At 55.0% G+C, this 20,472-nt stretch carries 17 protein-coding genes; 12 read left to right on the forward strand and 5 right to left on the reverse strand.

Annotated features, from left to right (window positions below; genetic code table 11):
- From J5069_RS01135 to cecR, 4 genes are read right to left on the reverse strand one after another with little or no spacing between them, the layout of a single operon-like run.
- Nucleotides 1-1,161 carry an ABC transporter permease gene (locus tag J5069_RS01135; protein WP_413542192.1) on the reverse strand — a complete coding sequence of 387 codons (1,161 nt, stop codon included), beginning with the start codon at nt 1,159-1,161 and terminating at the stop codon, nt 1-3.
- Nucleotides 1,154-2,896: an ATP-binding cassette domain-containing protein gene (locus tag J5069_RS01140; RefSeq protein WP_264642130.1), complete on the reverse strand. Its 1,743-nt coding sequence runs from the start codon at nt 2,894-2,896 to the stop codon at nt 1,154-1,156. The genes J5069_RS01135 and J5069_RS01140 overlap by 8 nt, the downstream gene beginning before the upstream one ends.
- Nucleotides 2,893-3,891, reverse strand: a complete 999-nt coding sequence (hlyD, locus tag J5069_RS01145) for a secretion protein HlyD (RefSeq protein ID WP_264642131.1) — start codon at nt 3,889-3,891, stop codon at nt 2,893-2,895. The genes J5069_RS01140 and hlyD overlap by 4 nt, the downstream gene beginning before the upstream one ends.
- Nucleotides 3,892-3,923: 32 nt before the next feature.
- Nucleotides 3,924-4,604, reverse strand: coding sequence for a transcriptional regulator CecR (gene cecR / locus J5069_RS01150; protein WP_264642132.1), 681 nt, complete (start codon nt 4,602-4,604; stop codon nt 3,924-3,926).
- A gap of 335 nt (nt 4,605-4,939) precedes the next feature.
- Here cecR and rhlE point away from each other — a divergent pair, with 335 nt between their 5' ends.
- From rhlE to pbpG, 11 genes are all read left to right on the forward strand, one after another.
- Complete coding sequence (gene rhlE, locus J5069_RS01155; protein ID WP_264642133.1) at nt 4,940-6,304, forward strand: ATP-dependent RNA helicase RhlE; 1,365 nt, start codon at nt 4,940-4,942, stop codon at nt 6,302-6,304.
- 248 nt (nt 6,305-6,552) lie between these two features.
- The gene (locus J5069_RS01160; protein WP_264642134.1) at nt 6,553-7,941 is read left to right on the forward strand and encodes an MFS transporter; all 1,389 of its coding nucleotides are present in this window, start codon (nt 6,553-6,555) and stop codon (nt 7,939-7,941) included.
- A gap of 97 nt (nt 7,942-8,038) precedes the next feature.
- Entirely contained in the window at nt 8,039-8,974 is a 936-nt protein-coding gene (dusC, locus tag J5069_RS01165; RefSeq protein ID WP_264642135.1) for a tRNA dihydrouridine(16) synthase DusC, read from the forward strand.
- A 65-nt stretch (nt 8,975-9,039) separates the two neighbouring features.
- Nucleotides 9,040-9,993, forward strand: a complete 954-nt coding sequence (gene mmuM, locus J5069_RS01170; RefSeq protein WP_264643685.1) for a homocysteine S-methyltransferase — start codon at nt 9,040-9,042, stop codon at nt 9,991-9,993.
- A 10-nt stretch (nt 9,994-10,003) separates the two neighbouring features.
- A complete protein-coding gene (locus J5069_RS01175) occupies nt 10,004-10,540 on the forward strand; it encodes a hypothetical protein (RefSeq protein WP_264642136.1) in 537 nt (178 codons plus the stop codon).
- A 64-nt stretch (nt 10,541-10,604) separates the two neighbouring features.
- Nucleotides 10,605-11,072 carry a GNAT family N-acetyltransferase gene (locus J5069_RS01180; RefSeq protein WP_264642137.1) on the forward strand — a complete coding sequence of 156 codons (468 nt, stop codon included), beginning with the start codon at nt 10,605-10,607 and terminating at the stop codon, nt 11,070-11,072.
- A gap of 163 nt (nt 11,073-11,235) precedes the next feature.
- The gene (cyaB, locus tag J5069_RS01185; RefSeq protein ID WP_264642138.1) at nt 11,236-11,775 is read left to right on the forward strand and encodes a class IV adenylate cyclase; all 540 of its coding nucleotides are present in this window, start codon (nt 11,236-11,238) and stop codon (nt 11,773-11,775) included.
- Between the two features lie 341 nt (nt 11,776-12,116).
- Nucleotides 12,117-13,535: a flavocytochrome c gene (locus J5069_RS01190; RefSeq protein ID WP_264642139.1), complete on the forward strand. Its 1,419-nt coding sequence runs from the start codon at nt 12,117-12,119 to the stop codon at nt 13,533-13,535.
- 74 nt (nt 13,536-13,609) lie between these two features.
- Nucleotides 13,610-13,963 carry an FMN-binding protein gene (locus J5069_RS01195; RefSeq protein ID WP_264642140.1) on the forward strand — a complete coding sequence of 118 codons (354 nt, stop codon included), beginning with the start codon at nt 13,610-13,612 and terminating at the stop codon, nt 13,961-13,963.
- A 401-nt stretch (nt 13,964-14,364) separates the two neighbouring features.
- Nucleotides 14,365-15,783 (forward strand): flavocytochrome c, encoded by a 1,419-nt coding sequence (locus tag J5069_RS01200; RefSeq protein ID WP_264642141.1) that lies wholly within the window; start codon nt 14,365-14,367, stop codon nt 15,781-15,783.
- A 204-nt stretch (nt 15,784-15,987) separates the two neighbouring features.
- Nucleotides 15,988-16,941, forward strand: coding sequence for a D-alanyl-D-alanine endopeptidase (pbpG, locus tag J5069_RS01205; RefSeq protein WP_264642142.1), 954 nt, complete (start codon nt 15,988-15,990; stop codon nt 16,939-16,941).
- A 72-nt stretch (nt 16,942-17,013) separates the two neighbouring features.
- On the opposite strand, the gene J5069_RS01210 is transcribed toward pbpG, so the two are convergent.
- Nucleotides 17,014-17,700: a glutathione S-transferase family protein gene (locus J5069_RS01210; RefSeq protein ID WP_264642143.1), complete on the reverse strand. Its 687-nt coding sequence runs from the start codon at nt 17,698-17,700 to the stop codon at nt 17,014-17,016.
- A gap of 252 nt (nt 17,701-17,952) precedes the next feature.
- Between J5069_RS01210 and bglX the strand changes: the two genes are divergently transcribed.
- Nucleotides 17,953-20,283, forward strand: coding sequence for a beta-glucosidase BglX (gene bglX, locus J5069_RS01215; protein WP_264642144.1), 2,331 nt, complete (start codon nt 17,953-17,955; stop codon nt 20,281-20,283).
- Nucleotides 20,284-20,472: the final 189 nt, after the last annotated feature.

Below are 20,472 nucleotides of genomic sequence, written 5' to 3' on the forward strand. Positions count from 1 at the left end.
CTAATCCAGTCTGCGCCGCGTTTTTAACGCGGTCAGCCCGATGAAAAACAGCGTGGCAAGGCTTAAAAAGCCGAGATTGACCAGTAAGATGCTGACCACGTTACCCGTGAGGAACAAGCTTTGCAGCGTACTGACGAAATAGCGTGCGGGGATAACGTAGGAGACGGCGCGTACCAGCGCTGGCATGCTGTCAATTTCAAAGATAAATCCGGAGAGCATGACTGCCGGCAAGAACGCGGCGTTCAGTGCCACCATCGCTGCATTGAACTGGTTGCGCGTCAGGGTGGAAATCAGCAGCCCCATGCCGAGGGTGCAGGCGAGAAACAGGCTGCTGATGCCAAACAGTATCCAGAGCGATCCGCGATAGGGAACACGCAATACGAAGACAGCCACTACCATGCACAGCACCATGGCTATCATGCCCAAGCCATAGTAGGGGATCAGCTTGGCCAGCAGCAGCTCTGCGCGCGTGACCTGGGTTGACAGCAGCGCTTCCATGGTGCCGCGCTCCCATTCTCGGGCTATTACCAACGAGGTCAGGATGGCACCAATGACGGTCATGATAATGGTGATGGCACCGGGAATGATAAAGTGCTGGCTGACGGCTGCCGGGTTAAACCAATAGCGTAGCTGTACTTCAATCGGTTGTGAAAATGTTCCCCCCTGAGCCAACGCGCGCTGCTCCTGCCAGACCTTCCAGACCCCTTGCACATAGCCGGAAACGAAATTGGCGGTATTCGGCTCGCTGCCGTCGGTGATCACCTGTAGCGGGGCCAGCCCTCCGGGTCGTGATAACTGTTCGGCAAAGTCACTGGGGATGGTGACTAAACCGCGAATACGTCCCGCCTGCATCAACTGAATCAACGTCTGGCGGTCACGGCTGATGGTCGGTTCAATATAGGGGGAGGCGGCAAAGGTTTGGGCCAAATCACGCGCCGCTTCACTCTGTTCTTCCAGCAGAATACCGACGCGTAAGCGACTGGAATCGAGATTGATGCCATAGCCAAAAATAAACAACAACATCAATGGGATGACAAATGCAATCAGGCTGCTGCTGGGATCGCGCACGATCTGCTTGCTCTCTTTGCGACACAATGCCCGCAAGCGCCGCCATGAAAAGGTGGTGCTGCCCGACACGGGTTTGCTGTTAGCGTTAGTCATGTGCATTCTCCGTGTCGTAGGCATGAATCAGGGCGATAAAGGCCTGCTCCATGGTGGGATCGGGCATGTCTGGCGTAACAACCTGCTGCTTTAAGGCATCGGGTGTTCCGCTGGCAATCAGTTTGCCGCGATAAACCAGACCGATACGATCGCAATATTCCGCTTCATCCATAAAGTGCGTGGTCACCATGACGGTCACGCCCCGATTGACCATACCGTTGATGTGCATCCAGAACTCACGGCGGGTGAGGGGATCGACGCCGGAGGTGGGTTCATCAAGGAACAGGATATCCGGTTCGTGCATTAAAGCGCAGGCCAGGGCTAAGCGCTGTTTGAATCCGAGCGGCAGGGCATCGGGTGTTTGTCGGCTTATTGGCGCAAAGTTGAATGCCTGTGTCATGGCCGCGACTTTGTCGCGTTGCTGGCGGCCACGTAGACCGTAGACGCCGGAGAAGAAACGCAGATTTTGTTCTACTGTCAGGTTACCGTACAGGGAAAATTTTTGTGCCATGTAGCCCAGATGCTGACGCGCTTTGCCTGAGCTGATTTTAAGGTCCATGCCCAGCACGCGCGCATGGCCTTCACTGGGCGTGAGCAGGCCACACATCATCTTGAAGGTGGTTGATTTCCCTGCGCCGTTGGGGCCCAGCAAGCCAAAAATCTCGCCGCGTCGCACGGTAAAATCGACCCGATCAGTGGCGACAAATTCGCCGAATTTTTTGGTCAGATGACGGGCTTCAATCACCTTGTCGTCGCCGTCATCGGGGATGAGCGGCATAATACGCGCCAGTGACGAATCGCCTTTCGGGCCGCCGCCCAACAGGTCGATAAAGGCATCCTCAAAACGGGGCGCTGTCACGTCGATGTTGTCCGGCGTCAGCGGGAGCGTATCACACAGGCTGTTCGGGGTTGCGCCTGCCTTAAGCATCAGGCGTAAATACTTGCCTTGAATCACGCCATCGCTGACCGCGGGATGTTGCAATGCCTGTTGCAGCAGCGTGCGGTGTGCAACGCCATCGGCATGCGCCAACACACAGCGCCCGGCCATGGTGGCGGTAAGATCTTGCGGCGCGCCGCGATACAGCAGTTCGCCGTTATTCAGCAGCAGCACATCACGACACTGTTCTGCTTCATCAAGATAAGAGGTGCTCCACAGGATCAGCATGCCGTCGTCGGCGAGTTCATGCACCATGCGCCACAGCTCGCGCCGCGAAATGGGATCAACCCCGACGCCCGGCTCATCCAGCAACAGCACGTTAGGCTGGCCCAGCAGGGTACAGGCCAGCCCCAGCTTTTGCTTCATGCCGCCAGAAAGCTTTCTGGCCAGACGCGTGGTAAAGCGCGTGAGGTCGGTAAAGGTCAGCAACCGTTCAAAGGTGTCCTGACGCTGTGTGCCGATAATGCCGCGCAGGTCGGCGTAAAGCGTCAGGTTTTCCATCACGCTTAGGTCTTCATACAGCCCGAACTTTTGCGGCATATAACCGAGGATGGCGTGCAGTTGCCGGTCATCCTGTACTGGATCGAGCCCCATTACGCGCAGGGTCCCGCTGCTCGGCGTTAACAGACCGGCCAGCATGCGAATCAACGTCGTTTTACCCGCGCCGTCCGGCCCCACCAGGCCGATAACCGCACCGGCATCAAGCGTGGCCGTCAGCGGTTTCAGCGCGGGCGTGGTGCTGTCAGGGAAGGTTTTCTCTACCCCATCCAGCGTAATGCGCGGCAAGGGACTGTTCATGGCGTTACGTTGTCAGCAGCGAAGCGCAACGTTACCGGCATACCCTGGCGCAGCAGGTCGTCCGGATCGCTCACGATAATACGCAACCGGTAAACCAGATCGGTGCGTAACGCTTGTGTTTCTACGCTTTTCGGGGTGAATTCTGCGCTCGGTGACACAAATCCGACCGTGCCGTGGTAGGGGCGGTCTGGGCGACTGTCCGTGTAAATCAGCACGTCTCGTCCCGGTTTCGCTTGCCCGAGCTGCGGCTCGTCAATGTAGGCGCGAATCCATACCGGGCGGGTTAACGAGAGGGTGAATACGGTGCCGCCCGCGCTTAGCATGCTGCCTGCTTCTACGGCGCGTGTGAGGATCACGCCATCAGAAGGAGCGGTTAGCGTGGTATCGCCTAGATCGAGAATGGCCTGTGCCTGTGCCGCTTGTGCTTGCGCCAGTGCAGCCTCGGCGGCGGTAATTTCCTGCGGGCGGTTACCGCTTTCGAATTGGCTCAATTTCTGTTTAGCGGCTTGCAGCGTAGCAAGTGCCTGCTGACGCGCCGAGCGGGCATCATCCAGCGTATTTTGTGCCACGGCACCTTTGCCCCACATGCCTTGCTGGCGTTGATAGAAACGGTCGGCGTAATCATAGGCAGCCTGCGCCAGGTCCACTTGAGAACGCACCTGAGCGACTTCTTCACGGCGGTAACCTTCCGCAAGCAGTGCCAACTGGGCCGCCGCGCTGGCAACATTGGCGTCAGCCTGACGCAGCGCATTATGGTGCGGTGCGGCATCCAACGCCGCGATCGCCTGTCCCGCCTTGACGCTGTCGCCCTCATCCACCTGCAAGGTTGCCAGACGTCCACTGACGCGAAATGCCAGATTCACCGTGCGAATATCCACGTTACCGTACAGCGTGATGGGGGTGTCGCGGTGCGCATAGTGCGTCCAGCCCGCATAGAGTGCGGCTGCCAGCAGCAAAAGCACCACGATGGTCACGCGCGATTTAACTTTATTCATGAAAGGCGTCCCTTTTTAACCGGCTGAAGGCATCAGCGATGATGTACGGCTCTCAGGCCGTCAAGCACCAGTGTTATGTGTTGTGTCACCACGTCGTTAATCACCAGACTCTGTTCCAGGCCGATGTCGTCCCAGCCCGCACGTAGGCGTATGGTTTCCCGAGCAACGCGGAACGCCAGCGCTTCACCGATCAGCGCATGGGCGTGGATAACGGTTCTGCGATCGTTGCTGTCTAACCCGGTGTAACCGGCGACCAACTGCGTCATCAACTGGTGCATGGGCGCGATAATGCGCTCGTGCATCAGCGGATAGGCATCCGTCGGTGACAACTGCTCGCGCGACATAAAGCGGCTGAAGTGTAAGGTTTCCGGGCTGGTCATCAACCGGGTAAAGTTCAGTACCAGTTTTTGCAGATAAGCCATGTAGCGCTCTGGCGTGCCTGCGGGCTGTTGCAGGTACTCGGTAATTTCTGCGCGCAAAGGGAGATAGGTGTGCGCCACTTCATCGGCACTAGCGCTTGCTACCGCACGATATAACCCCTCTTTGGAGTGAAAATGATAGGTGATGGCCGCGATGTTCTGCCCGGCACGGCGGGCAATGTCGCGGGTGGTGGCGGCTTGCAGGCCATACTCGCCAAACACTTCAAGGGCTGCCTGTAACAGTCGCTGCTTGGTGTGATCGCCACGTGTGGACGATGTTGCCTGAAATAACATGGCATGCCGCCTTTTTAATCAATCGTATGATTAAATTTAGCCTATTCTCGTTTTTTATACGTGATTACCATCACGTTACTGAATGTGAGCCCGTATCTGCTCGATGGCACTGACGCGAATAATTCAGAATAGTAGCTATCAGGATGGCATATCAGGAAGGTGAAATCTCTGTTACACTAGCGGCCTTATGCACCGTAGTTTGTGCCCGTTCATTGTGGTTGTTGCTCACGTCGTTATTCCTTGGTTGATGGTGGCTCAGCAAACCCGCCTGATGTTCCCCCTGGAAACTGCACCGGCTTTGGCTCGGTCAGGGTGGATCTGGAGTTGTTTTCTCTATGTCTTTTTCATCTCTCGGCCTGAGCGCCGATATTCTCCGTGCTGTTGAAGAACAGGGCTATCGTGAACCTACGCCGGTACAACGCCAGGCGATTCCGGTGGTGCTGTCTGGGCAGGATTTGATGGCAAGTGCGCAAACGGGTACCGGTAAAACCGCCGGATTTACCCTACCGCTGCTGCAACTGCTGAGCACCAAGCCCAGTGACGTTAAAGGCCGCCGCCCGGTGCGTGCATTGATCCTGACGCCGACGCGCGAACTGGCCGCCCAGATTGGCGAAAACGTGCAGGCGTACAGCAAGTACCTGCGCTTGCGCTCGCTGGTGGTGTTCGGCGGCGTCAGCATCAACCCGCAAATGATGAAGCTGCGCGGTGGCGTCGACATTCTGGTGGCAACGCCGGGGCGTCTGCTGGACCTGGAACACCAGAATGCGGTCGATCTTTCTCATATCGAGATTCTGGTGCTGGATGAAGCAGATCGCATGCTGGACATGGGCTTTATTCACGACATTCGCCGCGTGCTGGCAAAACTGCCCGCCAAACGCCAAAACCTGCTGTTTTCTGCCACCTTCTCTGATGAAATCAAAACGCTGGCCAATACGCTGCTGACCCGTCCGGCGTCGGTCGAAGTGGTGCGTCGTAATACCCCATCGGAACTGGTGACCCAGAACGTGCACTTTGTCGATAAGAAACGCAAGCGCGAACTGCTCTCCTTGCTGATCGGCAAAGAGAACTGGCAGCAGGTGCTGGTGTTTACCCGCACCAAGCACGGTGCCAACCATTTGGCTGAGCAATTGGGCAAAGACGGTATTACCGCCGCGGCTATCCACGGTAACAAGAGCCAGGGAGCGCGTACCCGTGCGCTGGCGAATTTCAAAGAAGGGTCGATTCGGGTGCTGGTGGCAACGGATATCGCCGCGCGCGGTCTGGATATCGATCAACTTCCGCATGTGGTGAACTACGAGCTGCCCAACGTGCCGGAAGATTACGTGCACCGCATTGGTCGTACCGGGCGTGCGGAATCTACCGGTGAGGCGCTGTCGCTGGTGTGTGTGGATGAGCACAAGCTGTTGCGCGATATCGAGCGACTGCTGAAACGCGAAATTCCGCGCATTGCCATGCCGGGCTTTGAGCCCGATCCGAACATCAAGGCAGAGCCGATTCAAAATGGCCGCCAAAGCCAGCGCGGTGCACCGCGCGGCGGCGATCGTTCCGGCAGTGAACGCCACAGTACGGCACCGCGCCGCCAGCGCAGTGGCGAAGGCTCCCCTTCTGGAGAGCAACGCCGTGGCGGTCAGGGTAAACCTGCTGCATCGCGCCCGCAGGGTAACGGTCAGCGCCGTCCGGCACGCGCCAGAAGCGAGTAATAAAAGCGTTCGCAGGGGAGCTGTCATTCCCCTTTACTCGCCCCTCGTCATCCTCGGCTTCTCCCTTGTCATCCTCGGCGAAAGCCGGGGATCTCTGACAGAAAAAACACGCGCAGTCTGCCAGAGATTCCCGCTTGCGCGGGAATGACTGTGTTAGGCAGGCCTTCCCATTACTCTGGATTATCAGTAAGCTGCTTAACTCGCCCTCATCCGCAAGCCGACGCGCTTTGCCCAATAAAGACTGAATAATGAGAACAGCCGCCCCCGGTATCACTGAAGATGGTCTGCCGACCCCGCAGCGACACTATGCCATGTTGACCATTGCCATCAGCATCACGCTGGCAGTGATGGATGCCGTGGTTGCCAATGTGGCGTTGCCGGTTATTGCTACGGATTTCAATATCAGCGCGGCCAGCGCCATCTGGATTGTTAACGGTTATCAACTGGCGGTGGTGGTATGCCTGATTCCGTTCGCGCGTTTGGGCGAGATTTACGGCTATCGCACGGTGTATATGTACGGGTTGACCCTGTTTATCCTGTCGTCTCTGGCCTGCATGTTGGCGAACAGCATGCCGCTGTTAACGCTGGCGCGCGTGGTGCAGGGCATCGGCGCGGCAGGGCTGATGAGCGTGAACACCGCGTTAATCCGCTACATTGTGCCGCGCGCCAAGCTGGGCGGGGCGATTGGTATTAACGCGTTGGTGGTTGCCATGGCTGCCACCGTAGGGCCAACGCTGGCGGGAGGGATTTTATCCGTAGCTTCCTGGCCGTGGCTGTTTGCCATCAATCTGCCCCTTGGCCTCGCGGCCATTGTGTTGGCGATGCGCAGTCTACCGGATAACGATCGAAGCCAGCAGCCGTTTGACAGTGTGAGCGCGCTATTGAGCGCTCTGATGATCGGTTTGGCGATCACCGCCATCGAGAGCATCGGTCATAAAAGCAATGCCGTGCTGATCGGTGGGCAACTGGGGCTGGCACTGGTGGCGACCTTACTGCTGGTTCGCCGGGAAGCGTCGGCCACTGCGCCGCTGTTCCCGTTTGATTTGCTGCGCATTCCAGTGTTCAGTTTGTCGCTGGCGACCTCAATCGCCTCCTTCACCACGCAGATGCTGGCCTTTGTTTCTCTGCCGTTTCTGTTTCACCATGAACTGGCGCTGACTCCGGCCGAAGTGGGGCTAATGATGACACCCTGGCCGTTGGCAACCGGCATCATGGCTATGGTGGCTGGCAGACTTTCCGATCGGATGTCACCGGCGATACTGGGCGGTGTTGGCTTGCTGCTGCTTGCCGTCGGGATGCTGGCATTGAGCCAGCTTTCCCCGGTCACCACCCTGGCTGATATTGCCTGGCGCATGGCCCTGTGCGGCGCCGGTTTCGGGTTATTTCAGTCGCCCAATAATCGTTTGTTGGTCACCTCAGCACCGCGCCAGCGTAGCGGCGCTGCGGGCGGCATGCTGGGTACCGCGCGTTTGATAGGGCAGTCAAGCGGCACCGCGCTGGTGGGTATGTTGCTGGCACGGTTTGATATGCAGGGCGGTTACTATGCGCTTTATATGGGGTGCGGCACCGCTGCGCTGGCGTGCTTGTTGAGCTTCACCCGCCAGGCCTTCAATCCCTCGGTTGCGGATAAAGGTTAGCGGCAGAGTAACGCTTGCTTTTCCTGCCCGCCTCAGTACCATGGCGGGCTGATTTAACCGGCGCGCCGTGCGGCGTCCTGATGAGCTCAATAGCGTTATGCGTATCCTTCTTGCGCCCATGGAAGGCGTTCTCGATGCCCTGGTGCGGGAACTACTGACCGATATCAATGACTACGATCTGTGCGTCACCGAGTTTTTACGCGTGGTGGATACGCTGCTGCCTGTCAAATCCTTCTACCGCCTTTGCCCAGAACTGCATCATGCCAGCCGGACGCCCTCCGGCACGCAGGTACGCATTCAATTGCTGGGACAGTATCCGCAATGGCTGGCGGAAAACGCGGCGCGTGCGGTGGCGCTCGGTTCCTACGGCGTTGACCTCAATTGTGGCTGTCCGTCCAAACTGGTGAATGGCAGCGGCGGTGGCGCCACGTTGCTCAAAGATCCTGAACTGATCTATCAGGGAGCGAAAGCGATGCGTGAAGCGGTGCCGCGTCATCTCCCGGTGACGGTGAAAATTCGTTTAGGCTGGGATTCGGGCGATCGTCAATTTGAAATTGCAGATGCTGTTCAGCAAGCGGGCGCTACCGAGTTGGTGGTTCATGGGCGCACCAAAGAAGACGGATACAAAGCGGAGCGCATTAACTGGGCGGCCATTGGTGAAATCCGTAAGCGCTTATCGATCCCGGTAGTGGCGAATGGCGAAGTGTGGGACTGGCAAAGCGCTCAGGATTGCATCGCGGCCACCGGGTGTCAGGACATTATGATTGGGCGCGGCGCGCTTAACGTGCCTAACCTCAGCAAAGTGATTAAATACAATGCATCGCCGCTGCCCTGGCCCGAAGTGGTCGCGTTGTTGCAGCGCTATACCCAACTTGAGAAGCAGGGTGATACTGGCATGTATCACGTGGCGCGCATCAAGCAGTGGCTCGGTTATTTGCGCAAAGCGTATGCTGAGGCCGACGATCTGTTTCGCCAGATTCGAACCCTGACCACGTCAGAGGCCATTGCGCGAACCATCTCCGCACTGGCCTGACAGGGTGGTAGGCCGCATTGTCAGAAGGCAGCGGTGTTAAACGCAATGCGCCAAGGAGCGCGATGATGTTACCTGAGAATCCCCTTGCCGCGCTGTTGGCGCGCTCACCCGTGGTGATCCTGGACGGTGCGCTGGCTACCGAACTGGAAGCGCGCGGCTGTGATTTGTGCGATCCGCTCTGGTCGGCGAAAGTGCTGCTGGAAGCGCCCGCGTTAATTTATCAGGTGCATTACGACTATTTTGCTGCCGGGGCACAATGCGCCATCACTGCCAGCTATCAGGCGACGCCGCAGGGTTTTGCGGCGCGTGGGCTGAGCGAAGCAGAAGCATTGGCGTTGATCGCGCGCAGCGTCGAACTGGCGGTGCGTGCCCGAGAAGATTATCGCGCGGCGCATCCCGATGCGGGCGCGCTGCTAGTGGCGGGATCGGTGGGGCCGTATGGGGCTGTTCTGGCGAATGGCGCGGAGTACCGTGGCGATTATCAGCTCCCGCAGGCGGAGATGATGGCATTCCACCGGCCGCGCATCGCCGCGTTGGTTGACGCGGGCGTTGACGTGCTGGCATGCGAAACCCAGCCCTCGTTGCCGGAGATGGCCGCTCTGTTACAGTTGCTGCGCGAGTTTCCCTCTATCACAGCCTGGTTCGCGTTTACCCTGCGTGATGAGCAGCACATCAGCGATGGAACCCCGCTGTGTGACGTTGTGGCGCTGTTGGATAACCATCCGCAAGTTGTTGCCATGGGCATAAACTGCGTCGCAGTGGAAAGTGCGACGGCGGCGTTAGCGCATTTATCCTCACTGACATCACTGCCACTGGTTGTCTATCCCAATTCCGGCGAGCATTATGATGCTACCACTAAACGCTGGCGCGCAACCGGGGAACAGGCGTGTGCGTTGACCGCGCATCTGTCAGCCTGGAGAGCCGCGGGCGCGCGCCTGATCGGTGGGTGCTGTCGCACCACTCCGCAGGATATTGCCGCTATTTCTCATGCATGCAGGCATGAGGAGCATCATCATTGAGGGAGACATCATGACCAACGAGACCGAAGGCGCTTATCGCCAACTGTGCGACACACTGGCACTCACTTTACCCATCACTTTTCTTGATATCGCTGCCGAGCAAACCGTTGTCATGTCGTCGCCGGACGCTGAAGCGTTGCGGCTGGCGGTAGGGTATGAAAAAACCGCCGCGACTTTTTTTCGCCATCTGCCCCCGACGCCAGACGAAATGGAACGGGCAATCATGACCGTAGAGGATGAAGTCACACGCATTCGCCATCAGGTGGATACGCAACATCCCCTTTATCTGTGCGACCCGGCACTGGCGTCATTGGCCGAGGCGACCGGCGTGTCGGCCAATGCGCACGGCTGGCATATTGAGCAGGACGATATTGAGCGACTGTTTAAACGCTTCGAACAGGTGATGCTGGGCCGCCCCGCCAGTTGGGAAGCCATTCCGCTGGACAACGCATTTACTGCCCGTTTGCTGATTTTGCGCGAGTTTATGCACCACCTGGGCTATCTGTCGGTATTTATTGTTAACACCACGGCCAGCGAGTCCCTCTAACGCTTGCCTCTGCGCGCAGTCTCAGGGTAAGGTCAGATTTTCTCTGGCCGTTGGTAGCGTGTTTATGGACATCCACGATCTGCATGACAACCCCGCGCGCATTGCTTGCGTTGCCGCATTGCTCTACGCCGAATGGTCGGCGTTTCCCCGCTGGTCGAGTGCGCCGGCCATTGAATCAGCGCTACGTCAGCGCGGCGTGGCGAGCGATTACGCCTTCACGCTGGGCATGTTTACTCCCGATGACAATGCGGTTGCCACCGCCAGTATTATCCGCTATGAGTTGCAAGATTGCCCGGAACGAGAATACTGGCTGGGTGAAGTGGTCACGGCTCCTTCGCAGCGCGGCAAAGGGTTGGCCACCGCGCTGGTGAATGCCTGTGTGGCGCGCTGCCAGCAGCAGGGCATCGAGATGCTGTATTTGTATACGCCCGACAAGCAGGCGCTCTATGCCCGAATGGGTTGGCAACCGCTAGAGCAGCGCCCGGTGGCGGGAGAAATTGTCACTGTGATGCGTTTATCGCTCGGAAAGTGAAACATGCTGGCAGACTGTGTGATGAAGTCTATTATCTGTGGTAGGTTTGACATAGTAGCGGATATGCAGGCTGTGTTTTATCCAAAGGGACAGCCGTAAGCAATGCCATGAGGGTTCTGGCGGCGCTGGCGGCCTCGTCGTTCACCGGACGTGGAGAAGAGTCATGACGACACACTTTTTGGGGAAATATGAGATTGAGCTGAAATTCAAGATTAAGGATATTAGCGATTTTCGTGACATTTTATTAAGTCTTCATCCAGAAGCTTTCGTGTTTGAGAATAATGAATACGATATCTATTACGATGACCCGCACGCCTCGCTACAAAAAAGAAATATGAGCATGGTGTTACGGGCTATGTCGCCTTCTGGAATTAAATTATGGATTGTTAAAGGTCCAGAGAAAAGGCGTTGCGAGGCTGTTAATATCGAATCATTCGAAAAAGCGGACAGCATGTTGCATACGTTAGGCTATATTCCCATTCATCGCGTGAATAAAACCCGCAGTATCTATTTCCTCGATCAGTTCCATATCACTCTCGACTATATTGATATACTGGGACACTACGTGGAAATATCGGTGATGACCGATGACGAGGCTGCGCTGTCAGACCTGGAAGAGGCCTGCGTGCAGTGCGCGCTGCGTCTGGGGCTGGATATGGAAAATAAAGAGCCTCGCTCATATCGTCAATTATTGGGTTTTTGACGGTGTCAACCTGGATTAAACTCGATGCATAGAATTGGCAAAAGGATTTATCATTCTATGATCGAGTTAAAATAATTATTCTGTTATCAGCGTAGTATCTGAATAAGCACCGTCGTTGCACGTCGTACACCATGATTAAAATCCATGATGGGGCCACGCGGTGTGAATTATGTTGTGAAAACATTAACGCTTTGTATAAGGATGTTCTGGGACGAATTGATTTTTCAGATATCGATGATAAGGGTGGCAGGCAGTAAATATTATATCATCGGCTTTTGTAAGTAAAAAAACCAATCGTGTTTGCTTCATCCTACAAAATAACAGAATAAAGGAACCGAATTATGAAAAAAAAGGTGCTGTTATTCAGTGCGCTGGCACTCGCTTTTTCTTCCATGGCGCAAAGTGAGACGCCCGAGTCTACCGACCTGCTGATCATCGGTGCTGGGGGCGCTGGCATGTCTGCGGCCATTGAGGCACATAACCAGGGGGCAAAAGTTATCCTGCTGGAAAAAATGCCGTTTGCCGGGGGCAACACGGCGCGCGCCGAAGCTGGCCTGAACGCAGCGGGCACGTCTTATCAAAAAGCCAAGGGCATTCAGGACAGCCCGGAGCTGTTCTTCCAGGACACCATGAAAGGCGGCCGTAACATCAATAACCCGGATCTGGTGCGCACACTGTCTGAACGTGCAAAAGATTCTGTACAGTTTTTGAAAGATAACGGCGCTGAGCTGGCCGATTTAACCCGTACTGGCGGTGCCAGCGTGGATCGTACCCACCGGCCTGCCGGGGGCGAACCGGCCGGTAGCTTCATTGCCACCGCGTTGATCAAAAAAGTGAAAGCGCTGAATATCGATCTGCGCACCAATACGTCCGCCACTGAAATTGTGCAAAATGACAAGGGCGAAGTCACCGGCATCAAAGCGAAAGGCAAAGATGGCAAAGAATTTGCGCTCAATGCTAAAAAAGTGATGATCACGTCCGGTGGATTTGGTGCCAACTTTGACATGATCAAGCAATACGATCCGAAACTCGCCAATTTCAAAACCACCAATGCGCCGGGTTCGCTGGGCGAAGGGGTTAAGATGGCGGAAAAAATCAACGCCAAGCTGGTGGATATGGAATATATCCAGATTCACCCCAGCACTGTGCCGGGCAAAGGTATTCTGATCACCGAAGCCGTGCGTGGTGATGGCGCGATTTTGATCAATGAAGAGGGCAAACGTTTTATCAACGAATTGCAGACGCGTGATGTGGTTTCTCAAAGTATCCTGAAACAACCGGGCGCTCACGCGTATCTGGTCTTCAACGATGACTTGGTAAAACAAAACAAGACCATCAACAGCTACTTCAAGCAAAAACTGGTGGCTGAAGGTGATACACCGGAAGCGTTGGCTAACGCCATCAAGGTTGACGCCAAACAGTTGCCGCAAACGCTGAAAACCTACACCGGCTATGCAAAAGCCAACAAAGATACCGAATTTGGGCGTGACAGCTTTAAACAGGCGCTGGATAGCGGTAAATATTACGCCATTGAAGTGACGCCGGGCATCCACCACACCATGGGCGGTATTGCCATTAACACCAAAGCGCAAGTGGTCAACAAAGACGGGAAAGTCATCCCGAACCTGTTTGCAGCGGGTGAAGCGGCGGGCGGTGTCCACGGTGCCAACCGTCTGGGCGGTAACTCACTGGCGGATATTGTTACCTTTGGTCGCATCGGTGCCGATGAAGCAGTGAAAGAAATCAAAGCAGGTAAATAAGTCATATTCTTCAGGGGACGCCGCTTCGTGAGCAGCGGCGTTGCTGTTAACACAAAACCAGAGAAAGCGAGAGCATGATGAAAAAATTCGTTCCATCGTTGGTGGCTACTGCCGCCTTGTTGTTTGTTGCCTCAGCCGGCGTTCAGGCTGCCCAAACGTATAAAGACGGTACTTACACCGGTAAAGCGCAGGGTAAAGAAGGGGAGATCGAAGTTTCGGTGAAAGTCAGCGCGGGCAAAATTGCCAATGTGGAAGTGGTAAAACACGAGGACACAGAAGCGCTGATGCTCGGTGTCATTGATAATATCGTGCCGGAAATTGTGGAAAAACAAACGGCAGACGGTATTGATGCAGTGACGGGCGCCACCATGTCCAGTACGGGTGTACTGGAAGCCGCGAAACAAGCGCTGGCGCAAGCGAAATCCTAATCGGTTAGACGCCTGTGGCCGATGTCACAGGCGTTATTACTGTCCTCACTGTTTATTCCTCTTTATTCTATATACCAAGCGGTATTTTTTTATTCCAGCAATAACCCTGCGTCGATATTCTCTCTTTTACTACATGTTATCGCCGAATGTTTTCGTTATGTTGATGTCATGCGGGAATATTGATAATAAAAAGGTTTCATTATGCTGCCAGGTGTAATTCATCGGCAGTGGGAAAACTTGAGGCATTATCATTTCATGATCGAGTTAAAATAATTATTCTGCTATGGGTGTAGTATTTGAAAAGCAGCGTCGTTGCACGTCGTATACCATGATTAAAAGCCATGATAGTGCAATGCACTGTGAATATGTTGTGACACTATTATTGAATAAAGGAATATATCATGAAAAGAAAGGTGCTGTTATTCAGTGCGCTGGCACTCGCTTTTTCTTCTATGGCGCAAAGTGAGAACCGGGAATCTACCGATCTGGTGATCATTGGTGCCGGTGGGGCGGGCATGTCCGCTGCCATTGAAGCACACAACCAGGGTGCTAAAGTTATCTTGTTGGAAAAGATGCCGTTTGCCGGGGGAAATACCGCGCGCGCAGAGGGCGGTCTGAACGCGGCGGGCACGCCTTATCAAAAAGCCAAAGGTATTGAGGATAATCCTGAGCTGTTCTTTAAGGATACGATGAAAGGGGGACGGAACATCAATAACCCCGAACTGGTGCGTATCCTTTCAGAACAAGCGAAAGACTCGATTCAATTTTTGAAAGCCAATGGCGCTGAATTAGCGGATGTGTCGCGAGCGGGCGGAGCCAGCGTCGATCGCATTCACCGGCCAGTGGGAGGGGAACCCGCAGGCAGTTTTATTGCTACGGCGCTGATCAAAAAAGTCAAAGCGCTTAATATTGATATGCGCACGCGCACTTCCGCGACGGAAATTATCAAAAATGATAAAGGTGAAGTCACGGGTATTAAAGCCAAAGGCAAAGAGGGGAATGTTTATACCATTGATGCCAAGAAGGTGATGATTACTGCCGGTGGATTTGGTGCCAACTTTGACATGATTAAACACTACGACCCCAAGTTGGTTGGTTTTAAAACGACCAATGCGCCAGGTTCGTTGGGTGAAGGGGTGAAAATGGCGGAAAGTATTAACGCCAAGCTGGTGGATATGGAATATATCCAGATTCACCCAACCACCGTCCCCGGAAAAGGTATTCTGATCACGGAAGGGGTGCGCGGTGATGGTGCCATTTTAGTCAATGAACAAGGGAAGCGTTTTATTAATGAATTGCTGACGCGCGATGTGGTCTCGCAAAACATTTTAAAACAACCTAACGCCCATGCTTATGTGATATTTAATGACGCCCTGGTTAAACAGAATAAGACCATTGACACCTATTTTAAACAGAAACTGGTGTTCGAAGGTGATTCCGTTGAGGCACTTGCCACGGCCATCAAGATGGATCCTAAACAGCTGTCTGCCACGCTCGCGGCCTACACTGGCTATGCAAAAGCGAAAAAAGACACCGAGTTTGGCCGTGAAAGCTTTAAGCAAACCTTGGATAGCGGGAAATATTACGCGATTGAAGTGACGCCGGGCATCCACCACACCATGGGCGGTATCGCCATCAACACCAAAGCGCAGGTGGTCGATAACCAAGGTAAGGTGATCCCGAACCTGTTCGCGGCAGGTGAAGCGGCGGGCGGGGTACACGGTGCCAATCGCCTGGGCGGTAACTCACTGGCGGATATCGTTACCTTCGGCCGGATCGGTGCCGATGAAGCGGTGAAAGAAATCAAAGCCGGTAAATAAGCGTCACCAAAAACAGCGCCTGTGGCAGGGTCCACAGGCGTTATTGCATGTTCTTGCGTTCAGCGCGGTAGCAGGAAGAACAATCGCTGTTAAACTTTGTCACAAAAGCTTTTTCTGCTGCGCAGTGCGTAGCGGCGAGCGCTAACTTATAATGCCCGGGTTGTTACCGATACCGTAACCGTTATTTATTTAAGACGTTGAATAATGATTAAAAAACATAAGTTTTCTCTGCTCGCATTGCTGTTGCTGTCCACGCACATGACATTCACCCCCTCCGTGTTAGCGAAAACGGATGCGCCAGCCATTGCAAGCGCGCATCAAGAGATCGCCTCAGGCAGTGCGATGGTGGTCGATCTGCGTGATAATAAAGTGCTTTATTCCGCTAACCCCGATGTGGTGGTGCCTATCGCCTCTGTCACCAAACTGATGACGGCGCTGGTGGTGCTGGATGCGAATTTACCGTTGGATGAAGTTATCTCGGTCGATATCAGCCACACGCCGGAAATGAAGGGCGTTTATTCTCGCGTCCGCTTGAACAGCCAGATCAGCCGTCGCGACATGCTACTGCTGGCCCTGATGTCCTCGGAAAACCGCGCCGCTGCCAGTCTGGCACATCACTACCCGGGGGGCTATCAGGCGTTTATCGCCGCGATGAACGCCAAGGCAAAAGTGTTGGGCATGACGCACACCCGCTACGTGGAACCAACGGGGTTGTCGATCAACAACGTTTCTACCGCACGCGATCTGATCAAATTACTGATCGCCAGCAAGCAATATCCGCTGCTGAGTCAGTTGAGTACCACGCAGGAGAAAACCGCCACCTTCACCAATCCGGGTTACAGCCTGCCGTTTCGCAATACCAATCATCTGGTCTACAAGAATGACTGGAATATTCAGTTGACCAAAACCGGGTTTACCAATCAGGCTGGGCATTGTCTGGTAATGCGTACCGTGATCAATCAGAAACCGGTGGCGCTGGTGGTGCTGGATGCCTTCGGGAAGTACACCCACTTTGCGGATGCCAACCGTCTGCGCCGCTGGATGGAAACCGGACAAGTAACCGCAGTTCCGGGGGCGGCACTGAGCTATAAAAAGCAAAAAGCGCTGGCTTCACGCGCGCCGGGTCAGGTGGCTCGCGTCGCAACGGATACCGAATAACGCGTTATCACGCAGCAGTTGTGTGGCAAACCCTGACGGATACCTTGTCCGCCGGGGTTTCGTTCCCCACCGTCAGGCGCGAAAATCGTTCACCACAACGCGCTTGCCGTTATCCGTGACTTCATCTTCATGGGCGGGTTCGCGCCAGGTTTCCGCTAAGGCGCTGGTGTACCAGCGTTGCATGGCAGGCTGCGCTAACAGATGTTGGCAGTAGCTATTCACGGTTGCTGAAACCGGCAAATTATAGGTTTGAATGCGAAACACCACCGGTGCGAAAAAAGCATCCACGGCGCTGAAAGCATTCCCTGCCAGAAATGGCCCACCAAAACGGGTGAGTCCCTCCGTCCAAAGCACATCAAGACGCGCCAACTCAGCGTGCAATGCCGCTGAAATCTCCGGTAGCACTACGCGTACACCACAGCTCATTGCACACTGATTGCGTAGTGCGGTAAAGCTCGAGTGCATTTCCGCTGATGCGCAGCGGGCCCAGGTACGCGCCGCGCTCTCTTCCGGCCACACGCCGCGATGGCGTTCAGCCAGATATTCAATAATAGCCAGCGAATCCCACACCACCTGCTTGTCATCGGCCAGACAGGGCACTTTTGCCGTTGGAGAAAAGGCTTTGAAAGCGGTTTGTACCGCACCTGCACTGAACGGTGTCAGTTGTTCGGTAAAAGGAATCTCCAGTGCGGTCATCAATACCCAGGGGCGCAGCGACCAGGACGAATAGTTTTTATTGGCGATATGCAGTTGATACATCGTTAGTGATGCTCCAGGCAGTGTAGCGGTGGGGGATAGTAGTAGGAGTATCATGAAATGCGCCTAATGACACGCGGCAGATGAGAGATGGCGCAGGATTGCGTAATTCTTTCAGTTTTTACTAAAGACAATCAGAACAAATACATTATGATTACGCGCTGGATATTTTGACGACGTTAATGACGTCATCTTCAAACCTCACAGGCGCTCCCCGATGACGTGGAGTGCGGCATGCTTGGGCTAGAATAACGAATGAAATGGCTTACCCCTTTGACGATTGCGATTGGCTTGGCCTGCTCTCCGGCCGGGGCGCAACTGACCAACACTGCGCCGGTTGCGGCGCAAAGCGATGCAGCACAAAGTCATGCCGCCCATCAGGCGCAGCGTGATGCCTTTGTCTCCGATCTGCTGCGTAAAATGACCACCGAGGAAAAAATCGGACAATTACGTCTGATCAGTGTGGGAACCGATAACCCGAAACACGTGATCCGCGAGATGATCAGAGACGGGCAGGTTGGGGCGATCTTCAACACGGTAACGCGTCAGGACATTCGAGCGATGCAAGATCAGGTGATGGAACTGAGTCGCCTGAAAATTCCGCTGTTCTTTGCCTACGATGTGGTGCACGGCCATCGCACCATTTTCCCGATCGCGTTGGGGTTAGCCTCTTCCTGGGACATGAACAACATCGCTAAAAGCGCACGAGTCTCCGCCTACGAAGCCACCGAAGACGGGCTAAACATGACCTGGGCACCGATGGTGGATATCACCCGCGATCCACGCTGGGGACGGGTATCGGAAGGCTTTGGCGAAGACACCTGGTTGACCAGCCAAATTGCCCGCGTGGTGGTGAAAGCCTTTCAGGGCGAGGCCCCGACGGACAGACATTCGCTGATGACCAGCGTCAAGCACTTTGCCCTCTATGGCGCAGTGGAAGGCGGACGCGATTACAACACTGTGGACATGAGTCCCCAGCGTATGTTTCAGGATTATTTGCCGCCGTATAAAGCAGCGATTGATGCGGGCAGCGGTGGGGTGATGGTTGCGCTGAACTCTATCAACGGCGTGCCTGCAACCTCGAACCGCTGGTTGTTGAAAGATTTACTGCGCGATCAGTGGAAGTTCCAGGGGATTACCATCACCGATCACGGCGCGATTAAAGAGCTGATGAAACATGGTGTGGCGAGCGATCCGCGCGACGCGTCGCGTATTGCTCTGAAATCTGGCATCGCGATGAGCATGAGCGATGAATATTTCGTGAAGTATCTGCCTGAGCTGGTGAAAAGCGGCGCTGTCACAGCGCAAGAGCTGGATGAGGCTTGCCGTCAGGTGCTGAACGTGAAGTATGACATGGGACTGTTTGCCGATCCTTACCGCATGCTGGGCGCTGCCAGTAGCGATCCGGTGGACACCAATGCGGAAAGCCGCTTACACCGTGCCGAGGCGCGCGATGTTGCCAAACGCAGTCTGGTGTTGCTGAAAAACCGCCTCAATATACTGCCGCTGAAAAAATCAGGCGTGATTGCGGTGGTTGGGCCGTTGGCGGACAGTAAGCGCGATACCATGGGCAGTTGGTCTGCGGCCGGGTTAGCGCGCCAAACGGTGACCGTGTATCGCGGTATTCGCACCGCTGTGGGTAATGACGCGACGGTATTCTATGCCAAAGGCGCTAATGTCAGTAATCACAAAGGCATTATCGATTTCCTGAACCAATATGAAGATGCGGTGCAGGTTGATCCGCGTTCTCCGCAGGCAATGATTGATGAAGCGGTGGCCGTGGCGAAGAAATCTGATGTGGTGGTAGCGGTCGTCGGTGAAGCAGCCGGTATGGCGCATGAGGCTTCCAGCCGTTCCAACATTGATTTACCGCAGAGCCAGCGCGATCTTATCGCCGCACTCAAAGCCACCGGCAAGCCGCTGGTGTTGGTGTTGATGAACGGTCGCCCGCTGGCGTTGGTGCGTGAAGATCAGCAAGCGGATGCGCTGCTGGAAACCTGGTTTAGTGGTACCGAAGGGGGCAATGCCATCGCCGATGTGCTGTTCGGTGATTATAACCCGTCAGGCAAGTTGCCGATGTCCTTCCCGCGCTCGGTTGGGCAGATCCCGATTTATTACAACCATTTGCCAAGCGGTCGTCCGTATACGCCGGAAAACCCCGGCAAGTACACCTCGCATTACTATGACGAAGCGAACGGTCCGCTGTATCCGTTTGGCTACGGCTTGAGTTACACCACCTTCAGTGTGTCAGACGTGAGCATGTCCAGTCCGCTGATGAAACGTAACGGCAGCGTGAAAGCGAGCGTAACGGTCACCAACACCGGTAAGCGTGCTGGCGAAACCGTGGTGCAGTTATACCTGCACGATGTGGTCGCTTCAATCAGTCGTCCGGTCAAGGAACTGCGCGGCTATGAGAAAGTCATGCTGCAACCGGGCGAAAGCCGCGTTATCAGCTTTACCGTTACTGAAGACGACCTGAAGTTCTACAATGCACAAATGCAGCAGGTGGTTGAGCCGGGCAAATTTGAGGTATTTATTGGTCTGGATTCGCAGCGTGTGAAACAACAGAGCTTTACGCTGCTCTGATCCCCGTCAGGTACTCACGATCCTCGGCATTTGCCGGGGATCGTCTGTCTTTACGGCATGGTTGGTGCGATGCTATCAACCGCCGTGAACCAGAATGATGTAGCCGACCAGCATCAGACCGCTGATGCCGCCTAACGTCATCAATGAAAACAAGCCGATCATGGCGATTTTGCCGAGATTCATAAGGTT

Origin of the sequence: Candidatus Symbiopectobacterium sp. NZEC127, from assembly GCF_025962675.1 — a bacterium.
In the GTDB taxonomy this organism is placed as follows: Bacteria; Pseudomonadota; Gammaproteobacteria; order Enterobacterales; family Enterobacteriaceae; genus Symbiopectobacterium.